Below are 18,000 nucleotides of genomic sequence, written 5' to 3' on the forward strand. Positions count from 1 at the left end.
GCCCAGCCAATTGACGAATCAGGGCCTTCCGCCGAGAACTTGGCCGACACAGGGGAATGGACATTGGGTGATCTGAAGTGGGAAAAGCTGCTCAATTCGCAGCGCCGTAAGGACAAGGCCAAAGGAAAGAGGGCAGAGCGCTCTGCCAAGACCGCCGAACATCGTACCGAACTCGAGCGCGACCACGACCGAATTCTGTTCTCTACGCCGGTCCGGCGCATGCAAGACAAGACCCAAGTCTTTCCCCTTGATCCTCATGACAGTGTTCGCACCCGCCTGACACATAGCCATGAAGTAGCTAACATGGCGCGCAGTTTTGGTACGGCCCTTGTGTACGTCTATCCAGAACAGTTCAATCTGCCAGAGAGCCTCAACGCGGAACGAAACGTTCCAGCCCTGCTCGAAGCAATTGGTCTTGCACACGACCTCGGCAATCCACCGTTCGGCCACCAAGGCGAGGACGCCATACAGTCCTGGATGAAGGCTCGGGCACCAGATATTTTCGAGGGGCTCGACGGAGCCGCACTCAGGGAAGACTTCCTCAAGTTCGAAGGCAACGCCCAGGCTTTCCGACTTCTGACGCGACTGCAAATAGTCAATGATTCTTACGGTCTGAACATGACCTATGCGTTCCTCGCAGCGCTCATGAAGTATCCCAGCCCGTCGGACAAGGTGAACAAGAAGATCTTGGCGCGCAAGAAGTTCAACTATTTTCAATCGGAAGCCGATATCGCCAAGGAAGTGTGGGCGGAAACAGGCTTGGCGGAGGGTGTTCGGCATCCACTGACCTTCATCATGGAGGCTTGCGATGACATCGCCTATTCCATTGTCGATGTCGAAGATGCTGCCAAGAAGGGCTTGGTAAACTTCGATCGGCTAGCAGGGTTCCTTGAGTTCGAAGGCTCTGATGATGCATGCATTGCTTCTGTCATCGTCAAGGCAAGGCAGCAACACCAAGAATTTCGTGCGCAGTCTTTGTCTGCCGCCGAACTCGACGACATCACCATGCAGATGTTCCGAGTTAATGCCATCGGCGTCATGATCGTGGCGGCGACCAAGGCTTTTGCCGAAAACTTGCCGGCCATGATGGCGGGCACTTTCGACAAGGAACTCATGGCTGAATCCGATGCCAAACGCTTGTGGACACTGCTGAAAGAGTTCGCCGGCAAGCACATATATCCGCACCGCCAGGTGCTGGAGGTCGAGTTGAAGGGACATCAAACGATTCATGGGCTCATGGACATCTTCTGGGCCGCGATCACCAACCGGAAAGATCCGCTTGATATAGGGTCGAAGCGAACCTCTCCCGTGCACAGCTACGTCTATTCACGTATCTCGGAGAACTATCGGCGAGTTGCTGAATCTCCGGACAATCGCATGCCAATCCGCTACCGTGAACTGCAACTGATGACGGACATGATGTCGGGCATGACGGATAGCTTCGCGATTTCGCTGCTGGAGGATCTGCGTGAGCGAGGAGCGGTATGAGTGCTGTCCACCACGTTCGGGACCTGGATCTAAGTCACGACATTGCCGACTTCATCAGAGGATCGCACGGCGGCGACATCGGCAGCCTGGTAGATATTCTGAGCGGTGCTGGCGATAGTGCAATTTTTGGCGGTCTGCCGCGTGATTTCGCGCGCGAAGGGCGTAACGCCTTCAACTCCGATGTCGATGTGGTGGTGGATGCGTCGCCGGATGTGTTGGATACCCTTCTTGCCGCGCTTGGCGGTCACCGCAACCGCTTTGGCGGATACAGGCTCAAATATGGTCGGTTCGATTTCGACGTGTGGGCGCTGCAATCGACATGGGCCGTAAGCAATGGCTACGTGGCCGCGCACTCTCTGAACGATCTGATCAAGACCACGTTCTTCGACTGCGATGCCGTGCTCTTCCATTGTCGCACGCTTGAAATCACAAGTTCGGACCGGTTCTGGACAAGTATCAAACACGGCATCGTCGATATCAACCTCGAAGCCAATCCACATTATATCGGCACGCTGGCACGCACCTTGCGGATTTTGTTGGATTGGCGTCAGGACCTGGGTCCCAAGCTTACCAGCTATTTGGTAGAGGGCATGGCCCGCAACGGTGGCGAGATTGTGGACTATGTTGCCCGCAACGGCCTTGGGCGCCGCCTAGCAGCAGGGAGCGATCCGAATGCCGTGATTTTGGAAATCTGCAAACACGCGGCGGGCCGATCATCTTGCAATCGCTTGGTTAAGTTCAACCCACTTCACTACGGCCCGTACGTGGCAGGAGACCAGGGGACGTGTCCGGAGACCATCAGGGGCCTTGTGGCGCGGTAGCGTCGGAGAAACAGTCCTCATGTCGCTCCCCTGCGGGACGAACGATCGCGGCTCCGTCGAAAAACTCGGGTTGGATGGAAAACGCTTTCGATTGATCGTACCGGCGCCACGGCAAATGGACTGACCACAAGACGGAAATTATTTCCGATATCTCAGCGCACAAAAAGATCTTCTAATTGATCCAACCTTCGCTCATCAGCCGCTCATAAGCGACCTTGATATGCGCCGGCTTCATAAGCTCGCGCTTGCGAGCATTCCAAGCGTGGACTCGTTGGATAACCTCGTCCAAGCTCTTGCTCTCGCTCTCCCCAGCGGCCCAATGGACTGTGCCCAGAAGTTCCATGCCGTAAGGTGACTCAAAGCCATCGATCAGTTTAGCAATTCGCTGAACGCGCTCATTTGTTGTCGGATCGCCGGCAGCAGAAAAGTAACTTTCCGCATCGTTCAGTGCTGCATCCAGAACTGTGATTTCTGAAGGTTTTGTTCCGTCACCGACACCCTTCAAGTAGGCTCCATCCATCTTTGTCAGGACGTGCCTAAGGGCAGGCGCGTAGGGCCCGTAGGTATATTTTTGGAATTTAAGGGTTCCCAGGTCCTGACCTGCACGCATCAGAAAGTAAGCGAGCTTCTGCACCTCAATCTGACTCAATGGGTACATCATCTGCCGATAGATCGAGAGTACCTTGATAACCGCTGCCCGACCTGCGGTCATCTTCGGTTTAGCGGCTTCCGGAGCCAATTCGCGCACGTTTTCGGCTGCACTGGGTTCGAAAAGCTTGACCTCAACGTTCGGCACTTCTGCGAACGCCCCAAGAATCAGAGGCTTTACCGCACTCCACTCAAGTCCACCGTTGCCACATCCGAGTGGCGGCAGTGCGATGGATCTGATTTTGAGCCTCCGGATCTGCTCTACGAGGTCCTCAAGGCCACATTCGATATCGGACAAACGCGACGGCTGCCGCCAATGGCGCTTGGTGGGGAAGTTGATGATAAATTTCGGTTCTGCAAGTTGCCCGTTGTCGAACACGAACATCTTGCAGGGCACAACCTCACCGGCCTTGCACGCCGCTTCGTAGGCTTTGAAGTTGGAAGGCCACTTGCGCTTGAACTGGAGGGCAATGCCCTTGCCCATGACGCCGACCGTGTTGACGGTGTTAACAATCGCGTCAACGCGCTGCTCTAGCAGATCGCCGTGAGCAATCTCGACCGCCATGATTTCCTCTCAATAGTACCAACCCGGAACGATCTGGATCGGTGGATTCCAGCCCGTATTCGCCAGCGCCATTTGAACTTGGCTGGCCATTTGCGGGGACTTTACCCCGATTTGGGTAATTACAGCAAGCGGCACCGAGTCACGTACTAGAAACTCTGCCTGGCGTGTCTCCATCCGCATCATATGGGCTGGAGTCGATCGATTCTGCCAATACTTGCAATATCCGCCGAGCAGCGGATTCTCGAAAAAGATACTCCAGTTGATCTGATTGAGATCATTCAAATCGCTGAAAAATGAAGCGATTGCCATGACCGCGTGGTAGTCGGTGAATACAAATGGAGCACCTTGGTTGGCGATGATCTGCGCTGTTGTCGTCAAGTAGACGATATCATTCTGAGTTAAGTCACAGCCAGGAACGTTGCCTTTGTCGATCGTCATCAGCATTGGCGATCGCGGAGCGAAATGAAACGGCACATAATGATGGAGTGTCCCTCCGGGAGCTATTGGTACCATTGTACGCGCCCGGCGGTCCTGAATTGTCTCGTACGCGATGTTGGTGGGACTGAGCCCATTTGCCGTCAATCGCTCCTTAGACAACAGCGCCCCCGATGACGCGATCGCCGCAAGGTTGGCGATCGCGGTTATGTGAAACAGGTGCGTAGGGACCGGCACAGCCATTCGAGGGATGCTCCTGGGGCTAGCTATTCACGCTTGACTCAATGCTGAATATAGCAAATATAGCAAACATGACAAACGCACAAGACCCCTCCGCCATCCTTCGCGCCATCCGTGCGAAACTCGATTTAACCCAGGAGCAGCTCGCCGAACGTCTCGGCGTCTCCTTCGCCACAATCAACCGATGGGAGGGTGGTCTGAACGCGCCCCAAAAGGCCGCGCGCGCAGCCATAACCGCGCTGGCGGTCGAGGCGGGCGTGGACGTCGGGATCGGCGAATTCGCTGAAACGGCTGCGGCAGTCGGCGTGACCAGGCGTAGGAGCGTAAGAACGTTAGCGCCTTCGACGAAATCAATGGAGCAAATGCTGTGGGACGCCGCCTGCTCGATCCGGGGCGAGAAGGATGCTGCCAAGTTCAAGGACTATCTGCTGCCGCTGCTGTTCCTGAAGCGCCTGTCCGATGTCTTTGACGATGAGATCGAGCGCTTGTCGGAAGAGTATTGCGACCTTGAGACAGCTTTGGAGATCGCGGAAAGCGATCATTCCCTGCTTCGCTTCTATCTGCCTCCAGAGGCACGTTGGGGTGTCATTAGCGGCCGCGCCACCTATGATTGGCCGCTTGACGGCAAGGGCGAGACAACCAAGCCGAAGGATATCGGCGAGCATCTGACCAAAGCGGTCCGTACCGTGGTTAAGCAGAATCCCGCGCTGTCTGGCGTCATCGACGTGGTCGACTTCGCCGCCGAACGTAATGGCGAGCGGGATGTCAACCCGGCCAAGCTTCGTGGCGTGATCGAAACCTTCTCCGATGCCCGCTACCGCCTCGGCCTTGCCGATGTGCAACCGGATTTCCTCGGCCGCGCCTATGAGTACCTCTTGCGGAAATTCGCCGAAGGTTCGGGGCAGAGCGCGGGAGAGTTCTTCACGCCGACCGAGGTCGGCTTTCTCATGGCGCACATCATGCGGCCCCGCCCCGGCGAAGACTGCCACGACTATGCCTGCGGTTCGGCCGGTCTTCTAGTGAAGCTGCAATTGGTCGCGCGCGAACTCGATCCCACCAGCAGGGTGCCGCTCAAGCTCACCGGCCAGGAGCTTCAGGCCGAGAGCTACGCCGTGGCGCAGATGAACGGCATCATCCACGACATGAGCATCGAGATCGCGCGCGGTGACACGATGATCAATCCGAAGTTCCGCACAGCGGACGGCAAGGTGAAGACGCATGACGTCGTCGTCGCCAATCCGATGTGGAACCAACCCTTCGCGCCGGATGTGTTCGCCAACGATCCGTTCGATCGCTTTCGCACGGCGGGCGGCATCACAACCGGCAAGGGCGATTGGGCCTGGCTTCAGCACACTCTCGCCTGCCTGGGTGATCACGGTCGCGCCGCCGTGGTGCTCGATACCGGCGCGATGACGCGCGGCTCGGGCAGCAAGAACGAGGACAAGGAACGCAACATCCGCAAATGGTTCGTCGATCATGACCTGATCGATGGAGTGATCCTGCTGCCGGAAAACCTGTTCTATAATACAGGCGCCCCAGGTGTGATCGTAGTGCTGAACAAGCGCAAACCGGCGGTGCGCAAGGACAAGATCGTCCTTCTCAACGCCAGCAAGCGGCTCAAGAAAGGCAAGCCCAAGAACTACATCCCTGAGCATGACATCCGGCCGCTGGCGGCTGCCTTCCTGAAGGGCGAGCCGGTCGAGGGCGAGATTGCCGTCATCACCAAGGCGCAGGCCGAGGAAGCGGATTACAACCTCAGCCCGAGTAGATGGGTTGGACAATCCAGCTCCGCCGAAGTGGGCTCTGTTTCCGCGCTAGTGCGTGAACTCGGCGAACTGGACAAGGAAGCGCATCGGCTTTCTGCGACGCTCACCAAGTTGTTGGCGGGGGTGGTCGATGAGCTTGCTTGAAACCGATCTTGGCGCAGCTCGGCACTGGTCGCGGGTCGGCGATGGCTATGAAGTGACCAAGAAGCCTCGTAATCTTGACCGCGCAACCCTTCCAGAAATCGCCTTTGCCGCGATGGACGCCATTCCGCAGGATGGCACCTACATGCCGGCGTTCGCGCTGAAAGCGCCGAGTGCGATTGCAAGCGGTACCTATTTTGAACGTGGTGATCTTCTTATTGGCAAGATCACTCCCTCGTTTGAAAACGGCAAGCAGGCACTTGTCCAGAATCTGGATGCTGATTTTGGGTATGCAACGACTGAAGTGATCCCCCTGCATCCCCGAACGGAAGAACACGACCCTCGCTTCTTGTTCTTTTATCTACTTCACCCCGACGTTCGGTCCTACGTTGCCGAGCGGATGGAAGGATCGACCGGGCGTCAGCGTGTTCCCGAGAATGTCTTGCTCGATTTGTCGATCCCGGCTTTTCGACAGCAAGAACAACGGCGCGTTGCCGATTGCTTGGAAATGATACAGAAAGCCCGCGCCGCTGAGATGAACTGTGAGCGGCTGGCCCAGGACCTCAAGCGCGCCGCGATGCGGGCGCTGTTCACGAAGGGCCTGCGTAGCGAGGCGCAGAAGGATACCAAAATCGGCCCGGTGCCGGACAGTTGGAATGTTGTTCGGCTCGACGAGTGCGCAAAAGTTGTTTCGACGCGAATGTCTTATTCTGAACTCGAAGCGTTGGAGAATGAGCACAACGAGGATGCAATCTCTGTCCTCGGCATTAAAGTCGCCGACATGAATTTGGACGGCAATGAAATAAGACTCCAATCAGCTTTTTTGGAAAAGACGGTTGCTCGTAGCGTCGTGACGCACCGTTGTGCGCCTCCTCGTACGATCATTTTTCCCAAAAGGGGAGCGGCGATCGCAACGAACAAGAAGCGCCTTTCAACCGGATGGACAGCATTTGATCCCAACGTGATTGGCGTCCTAGCCGGAGATGATCTGGATCAGGACTTCTTGTTTCAATGGTTTCAGGCATTCGATCTGCGGACGATCACAGAGCCGGGACCGACACCGCAGCTCAACAAGAAGAACCTTGATCCCTTGGTCATTCCTGTGCCGCCGACCCTTGAGGAGCAACGCGAAATCGTCGCTGTCTTCGATGCGATTGACCGCAAGATCGACCTGCATAGGCGCAAACGGACGGTCCTTGATGAGCTGTTCAAGGCGTTGCTGCACAAGCTCATGACGGGCGAAATCCGCGTCGCCGACCTTGATCTGTCGGCGCTCGAACCGGTGAAGGAAACGGAGGTCGCGGCATGAGCGAACTGAAAATCAGTGAAGCCGGCACCGTCCAGTTTCCGATGGTCAAGCACGCCGTCGAGATCGGCTGGGCGCCGCTCACCCCCGATATCGCCAAGCAGAAGCGCGGCGGCGAGGCCGGGATGCTGCTGCGCGACGAGCTGGAGGAGAAGCTTTCCCAGTTCAATGGCTGGATGAGCAAGGACGCCATTCGCTCGGTCATCGAGACGCTCGACGCCCTGCCGCCGACCGTCGAGGGTAATCGCGAGATGCTGTCCTGGCTGCGCGGCGAGCGGCAATGGTATGACGAGGAGGAGAAACGCCACCGCCGGGTGACGTTGATCGACTTCGAGCATCCCGAAGCCAACGCCTTTCATGTTTCCTGGGAATGGGCGCTGAAGCCGCCAGCCCGCAAGGGTAACCGCGCTGACGTCATGTTCCTGATCAACGGCGTTCCGGTTTGCATCGTCGAGCACAAGAACCCAAAGGATGGCGATGCCATCGAGCGCGCCATAAAGCAGTTGCGCCGCTATGAGATTGAGACGCCGGAGCTGATCAGCTCACCTCAACTTTTCAACGTCACTCACCTCATCGATTACTGGTACGGCGTAACCTGGAACTCCAATCGCCGGTTTCTCGCCCGTTGGAAGCAAACCCCCGACGAGGCCTATCGCTTCGCCGTTCAAGCTTTCTTCGAGCGCACTGACTTCCTGCGCACACTCCAGCACTGGATTTTATTCTACGTCGAGGACGGCGAGACCCGGAAGTCGGTTCTACGTCAGCATCAGCGGCGCGCCATCGACAGCGTGATTGAGCGCTGCGCCGATCCCTCCAAGGGGCGCGGGCTCGTCTGGCACACGCAAGGGTCCGGCAAGACCTTCACTCTGCTTACAGCGGCGCGCCTGATCCTTGAACAAAAAGATCGCTTCAGTAATCCTACGGTCATTGTAGTGATCGACCGCAAAGAGCTCGAAACCCAGATGAGCGGATGGGTCGAAAAGCTACTCGGCGAAATGCAGAAGCAGGACATCGCGACCTGGCCGGCTAACACAAAGGCCGAATTGCAGGACTTGCTCAAGAGCGACAAGCGGGGCCTGATCCTGTCGATGATCCACAAGTTCGAGGGCGTCGACAGGGATAGCAACACCCGCGACAATATCTATGTCTTCATTGATGAGGCCCACCGCTCGGTCGCCAAGGATCTCGGCACCTACCTGATGGCCTCAGTGCCGAATGCCACCATCATCGGCTTCACCGGAACGCCGATCGCCAAGACCGAACAGGGCGAAGGTACGTTCAAGATCTTCGGCAAGGACGACGACAAGGGCTATCTCGACAAGTATTCCATCGCCGAATCGATCGACGACGAAACGACGTTGCCGATCAAGCATGTGATGGCGCCGAGCACGATGACTGTTCCAGCCGAGCGGCTAGACAAGGAATTTTTCGAGCTAGCCGAGACCGAAGGCGTCACCGACATCGACGAGCTCAACAAGGCGCTCGACCGGGCCGTCGGCTTGCGCACCTTCCTCACCGCAGACAACCGCATCGAACAGGTGGCAGCCTTCGTAGCCGAGCACTTCAGGGAGAACGTGCTGCCGCTCGGCTACAAGGCGTTTCTGGTCGGCGTGAACCGCGAGGCCTGCGCCAAGTACAAGCGGGCTCTGGACAAGCTGCTGCCGCCCGAGTGGAGCGAGCCGATCTATACCGAGAACGTCGCCGACATCGTCGACCGCCCGTTGGTGGCCGAGTTGCAGGTGAGCGACGAGCGCGAGGCAGATGTCCGTCTGTTGTTCAAGAAGGCGGACAAGAACCCTAAAGTCCTGATCGTCACCGACAAGCTGCTGACCGGCTATGACGCCCCGCTACTGTATTGCCTCTATCTCGACAAGCCGATGCGCGACCATGTGCTGTTGCAGGCGGTGGCGCGGGTCAACCGGCCCTATGTCGATCCGCAGGGTATCCAGAAGCGCGTCGGCCTAGTCGTGGATTTCGTCGGCGTGCTGCGGGAGCTGAAGAAGGCGCTGAAGTTCGATTCGTCCGACGTGAACGGGGTGATTGAAGACCTCGACTTGCTGCTGAAGGATCTTCTCGAAAAGATAGCCAAGGCAGAGACGGACTATCTCGATGCCGGAGAAGGCGGCGACGCCGACGAGCGACTGGAGCGCATCGTCTATGGCCGCTTCCTTGAGCCCGAGCCACGCAAGGCGTTTTTCGAGGCCTACAAGGACATCGAGGCGCTTTGGGAAATCCTGTCGCCGTCGCCGGAGCTGCGTGACCATATCGCCACTTTCAAGCGTCTGGCGCAGCTCTACGCCGCCGTACGTAACGCCTATGCCGAAAAGATCGGCTTTGTCGCTGACCTCGCCTACAAAACAAAACGGTTGGTGGAACAAAGCGCCACACAGAGCGGTCTCGGCACGCTCACAAAGAGCGTGACATTCGACCTGAAGACGCTTGAGGCTCTTCGCGGAGAGAAAGGTACTGACGAGGGTAAGGTCCTTAACCTTGTAAGGGGTCTCCAACACGAGATCGACGAAGATGCCAACGCCGCACCGGTTCTGCAGCCGCTGAAGGATCGTGCCGAGCGAATCCTGAAAGACATGGAAAGCCGGAAAGTGACCGGTCTAGCCGCCATGGACCTACTGGCAGCACTTGCCGTCGAGAAGGACGCGGCGGCGAAGGCGGCGAAGGAGACCGGACTTTCGCCGAAGGCCTTCGGCATCTTCTGGGTGCTCAAGGACGACGAGGCGCTCAAGAAAGGCAGCGTCTTACCCTTGGACCTCGCCAAGGAAACCGAGAAGCTGATGGCCAGATTCCCCAATGCTCCGGTCAATGCCGATGAGCAACGCCAGCTCAGGGCGGCTCTATACCGCCCGCTTCTTGGCGTCGATCGTGAAGCCCGCACGAAAATCGTCGACCTGATCGTCGAAATCGTCACTCGATGAAGTGGCCGATGGAGGCCTGCCTCACGCCCGCAATGCGCCTGAAGCGCCGAGTGGACGCCTGGACGGTGAGGTTGCGGGTAATGCCGCGCCATGTCCGGGTCCAAAGGATGACCCGGAAGTGGGGCTCTTGCTCGACGTCGGGGATTGTCACGTTGGCGATCGATCTGGACGAGCAGCCAGTGGACTTTCAGGATTTTGTCATAGCACATGAGCTGCTTCATCTTCGCGTGCCGAACCACGGTCGGCTTTTCAAAGCGCTCATGACCACCCATGTGCCGAATTGGCGGCAATTGGATCTGCAGAGGCGGAAATAATTTCCGCCACCCTTATCCCTTAAACATGTACTCGCGATGATACTGCAGGAACTGCGAATGCGGTCGTTCGTCCCCCCGTGTCGGCACGAGCAAGCGCCGCTCCGAGTTGATCAGCCGCGTGATCGTGTCGGGAACACCCCCGCCCGCAATCAGCAGACTGTAATCGTCATCGACTGAAATCAGCCCACGATCAAACATCCAGTGCACAGTTCCCGACAGTGCGAGGCCGTTGCGAACGCTGTCCGGCCCACCGTGTGCCACCGGGCGAATGTGGGCCGCCTGGACTTCCGAGCGCCCACCACCATTGATGAGCTTTATGCCGGTGACGGCGCAGGTGTCGTGGTAGGCCGCCTTGATGGCAGCAGAGAAAGCGCGGTCCCGGAAGGGGCGTTGAAGCACTTGGGTGACGATACGGCGATCGATGCTGTCGGCCCCGTAGGGCATCTGCGGGTTTTCACCAAATCCGACGCTCGCTTCTTCGGCCGGATCTGGCGTCGGCCGTTCGCGGTCTCGCTTCCCGAGGACATGCGCGAAGCCCGCGGCGAGGATCAGGTCATATTCGACGTCGGGAATGTTCCGGACGGCGCGGCCGAACGCCCCCTTGTTTGTCGAGCCATCCTCCTTGCGCAGGCCGCTCTCGTAATAATGATCCGCTTCTTTGAATGGGACGGCATGATCGAAAGGCAGAAAGTCCTCCATCAGCGCGTAGAAATGATCGGGTTTCGAGGGATCTTCGATGATGTCGGCAATGCGCGCCGTCGCGAAATACGCCTGTCTGCCACCGGTCTTCATCAGGTCGCCGCTCGGACGCCGCGGTTCATAATAGACGATCCAGTCGCCGCGGGCCGCCTCGACCTGACGTAAATAGGTCCGCGGAAAATGATACCGCTCTTCCGGCAGATCGTCGTAGGTCGGGTCGACCTTGGTCGTGAGTATGGCCTTGGCCATCGGATGAATGTGCTCTCACTCTGCAAAACAGGCTGTGGGACCTTGTTACCAGGAGGTAGGCTGACTTGAAAAGGCCCGGATGCTCCCACCTTTTCAGCCCCGACTCGAGGGGAGACTGTGCACGCATTAATTGCAGTTGTTACTTTCGCGCCCCGAAGTAAAAGTTTTTTTATTGATGCAGTCATAGCGGATATTTAATGAATATATAGGTATTAATTTGAATATTAAATGAGTTTTTACTTGGATACAATTTATTGCAAAACTTACAATTGCTTCCTGTTCTCTGGGTGATCTGAGATAATAGAGGGGTAGAAGCGGATATGCTTTTACGATCTTTCCTCTTACATGGAGACCCCCCATGGGCAACACTACCGACGCATTCGCTCTCGCATCCACCGCCGCCACGTTCTACGAAGTCTATCCTCTCGCCGAGGAGGCCAAAAGCCAGCTCGAAGAGACGGCCTTGTTCCTCATCAGCGTGTCGCGCCGTTCGACCGAAGAAACCTTCAAGCTCGGCGAGCATCTTGAACGCGCAGCCGGGCTGCTTCCGGAAGGAACCTTGGAAAGGTGGGCGGTCGAGCGCTGCGGCTACACCGCGCGCCACGTCCGGACCCAGCGCGCTGTGTTTCGCAACCTGGCTCGTTACAAGGACATTCTGGTGGAAATGGCCGTCGGCCCGACGGTTCTTGGAAAGCTGAGTGCTGCGGAGCCCGAGCAGATCGAGCAGGCTATTGGCTTCGCCGCCAAGAACGGCAAGCTCAGGGTCCAGGACATCGCAGCGATTATGGCTGGCTCGAAGAACAATGCTGAGGCCCGGCCGCAGATCGATCCGTACGATGTCGGCGGCCTTGACGGTCTCAAAGCGATCATTGCGATCAAGGTCCGGGATGGCATCAAATCCTTCGTCGGACACATCGAGGAGATCCGCGCCCATGTTTGCGAGGCGCTGCCGAAGAAGAACATCGTCAAGAAGGCCCTTGCTGAAAAGACACATCTGACGGCGCGCGTCGCTCATAAGGAACTGGAGAGCCTGGCGCAGTTCGTTGAGCCCTATCCAACCGCAGCATATGTGATCTCCAATACTGCCCTTCCAGGCAAGTCTGGTTGGGCCGCGGTCAGCAAGCTGCTCTACAAGATGGGCAGCGAAACGACGTGGCCGGATAAAGGTGAGCTTCGGACTTGGTTGGAAGCAGATGTCGTGCCGATCCTGGAGTGGGCCGTCTCCAAATCACGTGCCCCGGCCTGGTCAGGTGTCGAAACCAACGAAGCTTCGAGTGCGAGCGTCGCTGTCGCGGTTGATGCGGCCGAGCCGGTTCCTGCGGATGCCAGTGGCAGCCCCGATTTGGTAGTTGCCGATACCCGCTTGATGAAAGAGAGCCTGACGTCAATCGCTGAGGCTTTTGGAGCGACAGCCACGATCGAGGCACCTAAGTCCAAGCGCACATCGAACGCCGACATTCCTTCCGTCGCTGAAGCACTTGCCAGGCCTGAAAAGCGCCTGACGCGTCCGGAGATTATCGACCGGATCAAGTCCGAGTCGAGGATCGGTACGAAATCCGCAACGCCACCGAACGCCGCCGCGTAATGTGCTTGGCGCAAGACCGGACGACTGGAAGCCCTGCTTTCCCACCAAACTCGAAAGGGCCGCATGTCGGCCCTTTTCTTTTTGCCTCGGTATGGCGGCGCGAACTCGCTTCCCGGCGAATTCGATCGCCCGACAGCGTCATCGGTCATAGGCTTTGTGAGCCCGCCATTAACTTTGTGCCGGCTTTGTTCTAAATTTGCGTTCCGGGTCCTTGAGCCCGGCTCCCGGTCCTGCCAGGTTAGGGCTGTTCGGAAGACCGAACACAAAACGGCCCAAGCCAGTGTTTGCACCACTGACAAGGGCCTGACCCTCAGCCTTCGTACAAAGGAATCGGGCTATGACCACGTTTACATCGACACTCCCCGCCGGGGAAGTTCTCCGTTCGACCGCCGCCGCGGCCTCCATGTTCTCCCAGCGTCCGTTCGGTCCCGGTGCCCGGGCCGGCATCCACGAACCGGCCGCACTGCGCCGCCATCCGCATATCGTTCGCTTCGCCGAGGTCGAGGCCGATCTCGATCTGCTGATCGATCGCGCCATCGCCGCCATCGCCGACGGCGAACCGATCGACGACGAGATCCTCGGCCACTACGTTCACATCGCCTCGCTGGTCCGCGCAGTCTCGTTCCGGGAAGGCAAGCTGCTCGAGCAGGCGGTCGAGCGCCTGGCGAAGGCCAACCCGAACATCACGGTCCTGACCCAGTCGCTCAAACTGCCGCTGGTCAAGGCGGCGCTCGAAGCCGTTTCCGGAAACGACTGGTCCTGCCTCGATGGCATCAAGCTCGACTGCGAGGCGCCAGCCAAGGGTAGCTATACGCCGGACCTGATCGTCGTGAACCGCGCCCGTCGTACTGCCTACATCCTCGACCTCAAGCGTTCGCTCGCTTCCTATGGCGACACCAGCCGTCTGGAAGAGTTGAAGCTGAAGATGATGACGTCGGCGATGGTGCTTCCGGATTGGCTTTACAAGCACCACAAGCGCATGATGGTTGACACCGTCGAGGTCGCCATCATCGATGGCGCCAGCCGCCCGAGCGATCATGCCACCGGCATCTGGGCTCTGTCAGAGATCGACGACCTGCTGGAGATCGACGGTGTCGCCGCCTGCATGGCCGAACTGCGTCTCCGCTTTGGCCGCCGTGTGCAACAGCTTCTCGAAGCCGAAGCGCGTAAGGCGCTGGGTGTGATGGCAACGGTCGCGTTGGGTGCGGCGCATTCCTCGACGATGCCGAGCAAGTCGCTGATCGCATTGAACGGTCCGGCACGCAGCTACGAGGATGAGCAGGCGATTGCCGCGCGGGACGAGGACGATGGCGACTGCGATCTCGGTTACTTCGACGACGATCAGGACGAGCCGGAACCGGTCCGCATCCGGGTCGGCTTCGCCCGCCGTCCCCGCCGGCACTGACAGACCGCTCGGATAACGGCACTGAACACAGCCGAGCCGTCTAGCGCGCGGCCGGATTCCCATTCCTCCATTCCGAGAACGCCGGATGCCGATGTGCTCCGGCGAGGAGATCCTCATGTCCATCGATACCCGCAATCCGTCTGTGGCCGGCTTCTGTTGTGAAGCGGTCACGCCTGATACCGTCGCTCCGCTTTGCGTTCACAGCAGGCTGGCGAATATCCCCGACTCTCAAGCCCCTGGCGTCGGTTACGCCGATGGCAGCCGCGACCATCCCGCCGTTCTGATCGGCCTCGCGCTCGCCTGCGTCCGGCAAGGTCCACTGGTGCCCGTGCCTCTGACGGCCAAGTTGAGTGTGCTTGCCGATCATGACGACGCCGCCTGCCGCCTCGTGCTCGACTGGCTTAGAAACCGCAATCGGCATCTCGGTCTGCTCTCGGACGAGTTGACCCGGTCGGCTCCGGCTGCCATGTCGGCGAAGACACAGGCGCTTTCTCGCTCTATCGGCGAGCGCGTGGAGGCAACCTTCGCGAAACCGGGTCACCTTGATGGGCGACGGCGCATCCGGACAAGGCCGCGTGATCCGATGCTAAACCCCGAAATGGCAATTATTGCTGCGGAGACCGGAGGGCGCGCCGATGGATAAACTCGCTCGTCTGCTCGTCCATCGTCTGCGGCATCTCGCTCGCCGCGAGGCACGCCGGGTCGCCCTGCGCAACGGTCTGCTCGAAGCCAGGATCGTTGATGTCGATGGTCATGTGCTTTGCCGCTACACACCAGCCTTCGACACGGCTGGGCTGACCGGCGATCTGGTTCGTGATGGTCTCTGGTTCCGGCGGCATTTTGGCACGAGGCTCGTCGCGCCGAACAAGAAGACCAACCTCACACCCGGCAGAGGTGGCGATCTCGCCCTGGCGACGGAGGCTGATGGCGAGACGCTTCCGTCGCCGCTGGTGGTCTTCCCCCTGAAGCGCCGTAGCGAGACCGCGCAGGACGCGTCCCTGAGTAACGACATTGATCGACGTGCCTACTCGGTTCGGCTTGTCGATCTGGCAGCCGCCTCCCCACTGGTCAGTCATGTCGTGGCAGCGCTGGTGTTGGCGCGCGCGGTGCGCAGTAGCGGACGGTCGCTTCGGGAAATCGTTCACACCCTGACCCATGTGACGCCGGTCGTCACGCTCCATGCGCCGCTTGACGGCTTCGAGCGGGAAGTGCTGCGGCTCCTCGAAAAGTCCCGGCTGGTGCCGGGCGGTCCGTTTGCAATGATCGAGTCAGATCTGATGTTCAATGACGATCACTTCGATGTCCTTGAAGGTGAGCCGCGCAGTTGTCTTATGACATTCTCTGGCGCAGGCCTGCATCGCGTCACCGGCAACGCCTTGCGTCGACGCATGATCAGCGCGTTGTCCCGCGACTTCCCGATCCTTGCCATTGCCGAGAAGCGATCGGACATTCCCACGCTTCTGCGCATCTCCGCCGACCTGTCGCTCGCAACGGGTAAACTCGATCGGAGGTTCGTCGCTGATCTGGTCGAGACACTTTATCCGGACACGGCAATCGAAAAGCTAGGCCTGCCGTCGGATTCGCATGCGCGTTGGCTGTCGCTTGAGGATCTGGTCCTTGCGTTCCGGCCGGGACGGCATGTTCGCGACGTGCTGCATGTCCTTGCCACGCTGATCGAACGCAATCGCGGCGACTCCGAGAAAGAGGACGTTGATGGCAAGGGGGCTGGATCGGAGCCCTCCACGAAATCCGACGAGAAGGCGTCAGGATCGGACGAGAAACCGAAGGCTTCCGACAGTGACAGCAATAGTCGCTGGAAAAAGGACAAACCATCAGGCGCGGACGTCATCCAGCCTGAGCCATTGCTGACGACAGGAGAGATCGGTGGGAGGTCAGCGATGACGGTCGAGACGCTCTCCGGATACGGCAGGGCCAAGGGCTGGGCGCTCGATCTCAAGGCTGACCTCGATGACTACCGGGCCAGCATCCTCACCTGGTCGGAGATGAGCACCAAGCTGTTGCTGTCTGGCCCGCCCGGGACCGGCAAGACCACCTTTGCTCGGGCGCTCTGCAACAGTCTGCAGGTCCCGCTGGTCGCCACCTCGGTCTCGACCTGGCTGCAGGGTGGGCATCTGAACGATGTCATCGACAAGATGGTCAAGACGTTTGTCGAGGCGCGCGTCATGGCGCCGGCGATCCTGTTCATCGACGAGATCGACGGCATCGGCAAACGGCAGCCGGCGGAGCGTGAGTATTCCGACTACTGGAACGCCGTGGTCAACAAAGCGCTGGAACTGCTCGATGGTGCCGTGAAAAACGAAGGGCTGATCATCGTCGGCGCCACCAATCGTCCAGACGATATCGACGAGGCGATCAAGCGATCCGGACGGCTGGAGACCCATATCGAAATCCCCAAACCCGATGTGCCGACACTCGCGGACATCCTGGCTCATCATCTCGGTGACGATGTGCAGGCTCTGTTCCGGGGGCCGGTACCAGGCGCCGAGCGAGAAGCCAACGACGGATTCTCGCTGAGGAGGATCGTCGCCGACCATCTGAGGGAGGAAGCAGAAAGCGAACGGAACGGAGCAACCCGATGACAGCGACGCAGAACATCAATACGACCGAAACGCCGACCGCCGCGCACCAGGCCAATCCCGCCGACTCGATCCTGCGGCGTCTCGCCACGCGCGCCATGGGACTGACAGGCGCCGATATCGAACGCATCGTCCGGGAAGCGCGACTGAAGGCGCGTCGTGGCAAGCGGGCGATCAGCTACGAGGACATCGAAGAGGGCATTCGCGGCAATCGTCCACCGGTGCCCTACGATCTACGCTGGCGCTTTGCCTTCCACGAGGCCGGGCATGCGGTTGTTCATCACGCCCTCGATCTCGGACCCGTCCGCGGCCTCAACATCGACACCGGGCTGGGTGGCTACAATCTCGTCGGCTTCCACTTGTGGGCGACCGATACCCGTGACTGGTACGAAAACATGCTGACCATGCTGATGGCCGGGCGGGCCGCCGAGCTACTGGTGCTCAAGCGCGTCTCGAGCGGTTCCGGTGGCGCCGACAACAGTGATCTGGCGCGAGCCACGCGGATCGCCTTCGACATGGAGCGGACCTTGGGCTTCGGGGCCGAGCATCCGCTCCTCTATCGACCCCATCGCGATCCGGGAGAGGTGTTCGTTCGTGATTCCGAACTGGCCGCGCGCGTCCATGCCAGGTTGGAGGTGGCGCTCGATCGCGCGACGGCGATCCTCAGGAAGCGCAGGCCGACCTTTCATGCCCTCGCCAAGGCGCTGTTCGATGCCCAGGCAATGGATGAGACGGCGGTGCTGCAAATCCTGACAGACGGTGATCTGCCACCCTAAACCTGATAGTCATGCGGCCGATGAGGATAAGCGGA

Annotated in this window: 14 protein-coding genes; 11 read left to right on the forward strand and 3 right to left on the reverse strand. The window is 59.0% G+C overall.

The window, feature by feature from the left end; all coding sequences use genetic code 11:
* Positions 1–63 precede the first annotated feature (63 nt).
* A complete protein-coding gene (gene dgt / locus WDZ78_RS18520) occupies positions 64–1,488 on the forward strand; it encodes a dGTP triphosphohydrolase (RefSeq protein WP_425673851.1) in 1,425 nt (474 codons plus the stop codon).
* Positions 1,485–2,309 (forward strand): hypothetical protein, encoded by an 825-nt coding sequence (locus tag WDZ78_RS18525; protein ID WP_209787406.1) that lies wholly within the window; start codon positions 1,485–1,487, stop codon positions 2,307–2,309. Before dgt ends, WDZ78_RS18525 begins: the two co-directional genes overlap by 4 nt.
* Positions 2,310–2,481: 172 nt before the next feature.
* Here WDZ78_RS18525 and darG read toward each other — a convergent pair whose 3' ends face one another.
* A complete protein-coding gene (gene darG / locus WDZ78_RS18530; protein ID WP_209787404.1) occupies positions 2,482–3,522 on the reverse strand; it encodes a type II toxin-antitoxin system antitoxin DNA ADP-ribosyl glycohydrolase DarG in 1,041 nt (346 codons plus the stop codon).
* 9 nt (positions 3,523–3,531) lie between these two features.
* Positions 3,532–4,200 carry a type II toxin-antitoxin system toxin DNA ADP-ribosyl transferase DarT gene (gene darT, locus WDZ78_RS18535; protein WP_209787401.1) on the reverse strand — a complete coding sequence of 223 codons (669 nt, stop codon included), beginning with the start codon at positions 4,198–4,200 and terminating at the stop codon, positions 3,532–3,534.
* A 68-nt stretch (positions 4,201–4,268) separates the two neighbouring features.
* On the opposite strand from darT, the gene WDZ78_RS18540 reads away from it, so the two are divergent.
* From WDZ78_RS18540 to WDZ78_RS18555, 4 genes are read left to right on the forward strand one after another with little or no spacing between them, the layout of a single operon-like run.
* Positions 4,269–6,107: an N-6 DNA methylase gene (locus tag WDZ78_RS18540; protein ID WP_425673852.1), complete on the forward strand. Its 1,839-nt coding sequence runs from the start codon at positions 4,269–4,271 to the stop codon at positions 6,105–6,107.
* Positions 6,094–7,413: a restriction endonuclease subunit S gene (locus tag WDZ78_RS18545; RefSeq protein WP_209787397.1), complete on the forward strand. Its 1,320-nt coding sequence runs from the start codon at positions 6,094–6,096 to the stop codon at positions 7,411–7,413. The genes WDZ78_RS18540 and WDZ78_RS18545 overlap by 14 nt, the downstream gene beginning before the upstream one ends.
* Positions 7,410–10,340 carry a type I restriction endonuclease subunit R gene (locus tag WDZ78_RS18550; RefSeq protein WP_425673853.1) on the forward strand — a complete coding sequence of 977 codons (2,931 nt, stop codon included), beginning with the start codon at positions 7,410–7,412 and terminating at the stop codon, positions 10,338–10,340. Before WDZ78_RS18545 ends, WDZ78_RS18550 begins: the two co-directional genes overlap by 4 nt.
* Before the next feature lie 32 nt (positions 10,341–10,372).
* The gene (locus WDZ78_RS18555; protein WP_268833701.1) at positions 10,373–10,654 is read left to right on the forward strand and encodes a M48 metallopeptidase family protein; all 282 of its coding nucleotides are present in this window, start codon (positions 10,373–10,375) and stop codon (positions 10,652–10,654) included.
* 12 nt (positions 10,655–10,666) lie between these two features.
* Here WDZ78_RS18555 and WDZ78_RS18560 read toward each other — a convergent pair whose 3' ends face one another.
* Positions 10,667–11,602 carry an HNH endonuclease gene (locus WDZ78_RS18560; RefSeq protein ID WP_209787393.1) on the reverse strand — a complete coding sequence of 312 codons (936 nt, stop codon included), beginning with the start codon at positions 11,600–11,602 and terminating at the stop codon, positions 10,667–10,669.
* A 358-nt stretch (positions 11,603–11,960) separates the two neighbouring features.
* Here WDZ78_RS18560 and WDZ78_RS18565 point away from each other — a divergent pair, with 358 nt between their 5' ends.
* The 5 genes from WDZ78_RS18565 to WDZ78_RS18585 all read left to right on the forward strand — a co-directional run bounded on the left by WDZ78_RS18565 (position 11,961) and on the right by WDZ78_RS18585 (position 17,965).
* Entirely contained in the window at positions 11,961–13,187 is a 1,227-nt protein-coding gene (locus WDZ78_RS18565) for a hypothetical protein (protein ID WP_209787392.1), read from the forward strand.
* Between the two features lie 337 nt (positions 13,188–13,524).
* Positions 13,525–14,592, forward strand: a complete 1,068-nt coding sequence (locus WDZ78_RS18570) for a hypothetical protein (RefSeq protein ID WP_209787390.1) — start codon at positions 13,525–13,527, stop codon at positions 14,590–14,592.
* Positions 14,593–14,707: 115 nt separating this feature from the next.
* Positions 14,708–15,235 carry a hypothetical protein gene (locus WDZ78_RS18575; protein WP_209787388.1) on the forward strand — a complete coding sequence of 176 codons (528 nt, stop codon included), beginning with the start codon at positions 14,708–14,710 and terminating at the stop codon, positions 15,233–15,235.
* On the forward strand, positions 15,228–17,192 hold the full coding sequence (locus tag WDZ78_RS18580) for an AAA family ATPase (RefSeq protein WP_209787386.1): 1,965 nt from the start codon (positions 15,228–15,230) through the stop codon (positions 17,190–17,192). The genes WDZ78_RS18575 and WDZ78_RS18580 overlap by 8 nt, the downstream gene beginning before the upstream one ends.
* On the forward strand, positions 17,189–17,965 hold the full coding sequence (locus tag WDZ78_RS18585; RefSeq protein ID WP_209787384.1) for an ATP-dependent Zn protease: 777 nt from the start codon (positions 17,189–17,191) through the stop codon (positions 17,963–17,965). The genes WDZ78_RS18580 and WDZ78_RS18585 overlap by 4 nt, the downstream gene beginning before the upstream one ends.
* Positions 17,966–18,000: the final 35 nt, after the last annotated feature.

The sequence above is a fragment of the Agrobacterium sp. M50-1 genome (assembly GCF_049843495.1).
In the GTDB taxonomy this organism is placed as follows: domain Bacteria; phylum Pseudomonadota; class Alphaproteobacteria; order Rhizobiales; family Rhizobiaceae; genus Agrobacterium; species Agrobacterium radiobacter.

What these genes read in the sequence shown, in the direction of transcription:
- WDZ78_RS18550 (WP_425673853.1), top strand. Translation starts at nt 7,410, where the DNA reads ATGAGCGAACTGAAAATCAGTGAAGCCGGCACCGTCCAGTTTCCGATG.
- WDZ78_RS18580 (WP_209787386.1), top strand. Translation starts at nt 15,228, where the DNA reads ATGGATAAACTCGCTCGTCTGCTCGTCCATCGTCTGCGGCATCTCGCT.
- WDZ78_RS18575 (WP_209787388.1), top strand. Translation starts at nt 14,708, where the DNA reads ATGTCCATCGATACCCGCAATCCGTCTGTGGCCGGCTTCTGTTGTGAA.
- WDZ78_RS18585 (WP_209787384.1), top strand. Translation starts at nt 17,189, where the DNA reads ATGACAGCGACGCAGAACATCAATACGACCGAAACGCCGACCGCCGCG.
- WDZ78_RS18555 (WP_268833701.1), top strand. Translation starts at nt 10,373, where the DNA reads ATGCGCCTGAAGCGCCGAGTGGACGCCTGGACGGTGAGGTTGCGGGTA.
- darG (WP_209787404.1), bottom strand. Translation starts at nt 3,522, where the DNA reads ATGGCGGTCGAGATTGCTCACGGCGATCTGCTAGAGCAGCGCGTTGAC.
- WDZ78_RS18545 (WP_209787397.1), top strand. Translation starts at nt 6,094, where the DNA reads ATGAGCTTGCTTGAAACCGATCTTGGCGCAGCTCGGCACTGGTCGCGG.
- WDZ78_RS18525 (WP_209787406.1), top strand. Translation starts at nt 1,485, where the DNA reads ATGAGTGCTGTCCACCACGTTCGGGACCTGGATCTAAGTCACGACATT.
- WDZ78_RS18565 (WP_209787392.1), top strand. Translation starts at nt 11,961, where the DNA reads ATGGGCAACACTACCGACGCATTCGCTCTCGCATCCACCGCCGCCACG.
- WDZ78_RS18560 (WP_209787393.1), bottom strand. Translation starts at nt 11,602, where the DNA reads ATGGCCAAGGCCATACTCACGACCAAGGTCGACCCGACCTACGACGAT.
- WDZ78_RS18540 (WP_425673852.1), top strand. Translation starts at nt 4,269, where the DNA reads ATGACAAACGCACAAGACCCCTCCGCCATCCTTCGCGCCATCCGTGCG.
- darT (WP_209787401.1), bottom strand. Translation starts at nt 4,200, where the DNA reads ATGGCTGTGCCGGTCCCTACGCACCTGTTTCACATAACCGCGATCGCC.
- WDZ78_RS18570 (WP_209787390.1), top strand. Translation starts at nt 13,525, where the DNA reads ATGACCACGTTTACATCGACACTCCCCGCCGGGGAAGTTCTCCGTTCG.